Below are 352 nucleotides of genomic sequence, written 5' to 3'. Positions count from 1 at the left end.
AGGCGCGCTTCATCCGGGCCTTGGAGAAGGCCGGGCGGCTGAACCGCGCCATCGAGTATCTGCCGACCGAGGAGGAGTTGGCGCAACGGATGGCGGAACGGCGCGGATTGACGCGTCCGGAGCTGGCGGTGCTGCTGGCCTACGCCAAGATCACGCTGTACGACGATCTGCTGGCGTCGGATTTGCCGGACGACCCGGCGATGGCGGAGGACCTGCTGCGCTACTTCCCGCAGGCTTTGCGGGAGGGCCAGCGGGACGCCATCGGCCGGCACCGTCTGCGGCGGGAGATCGTGGCGACGCAGGTGACCAACAGCCTCGTCAACCGGGTCGGCCCGACCTTCGTCAAGGAGAC

Annotated in this window: 1 protein-coding gene; it reads left to right on the top strand. The window is 68.8% G+C overall.

Annotated elements, in window-relative coordinates:
- On the top strand, window positions 1-352 hold a 352-nt coding region (locus EJ913_RS31365), incomplete at both ends, for an NAD-glutamate dehydrogenase domain-containing protein (protein WP_148125335.1).

This window comes from Azospirillum doebereinerae, from assembly GCF_003989665.1.
Taxonomy (GTDB): domain Bacteria; phylum Pseudomonadota; class Alphaproteobacteria; order Azospirillales; family Azospirillaceae; genus Azospirillum; species Azospirillum doebereinerae.
The sequence above is the reverse complement of the archived record's forward strand: the minus strand, read 5'-3'. Positions and strand labels throughout refer to the sequence as shown.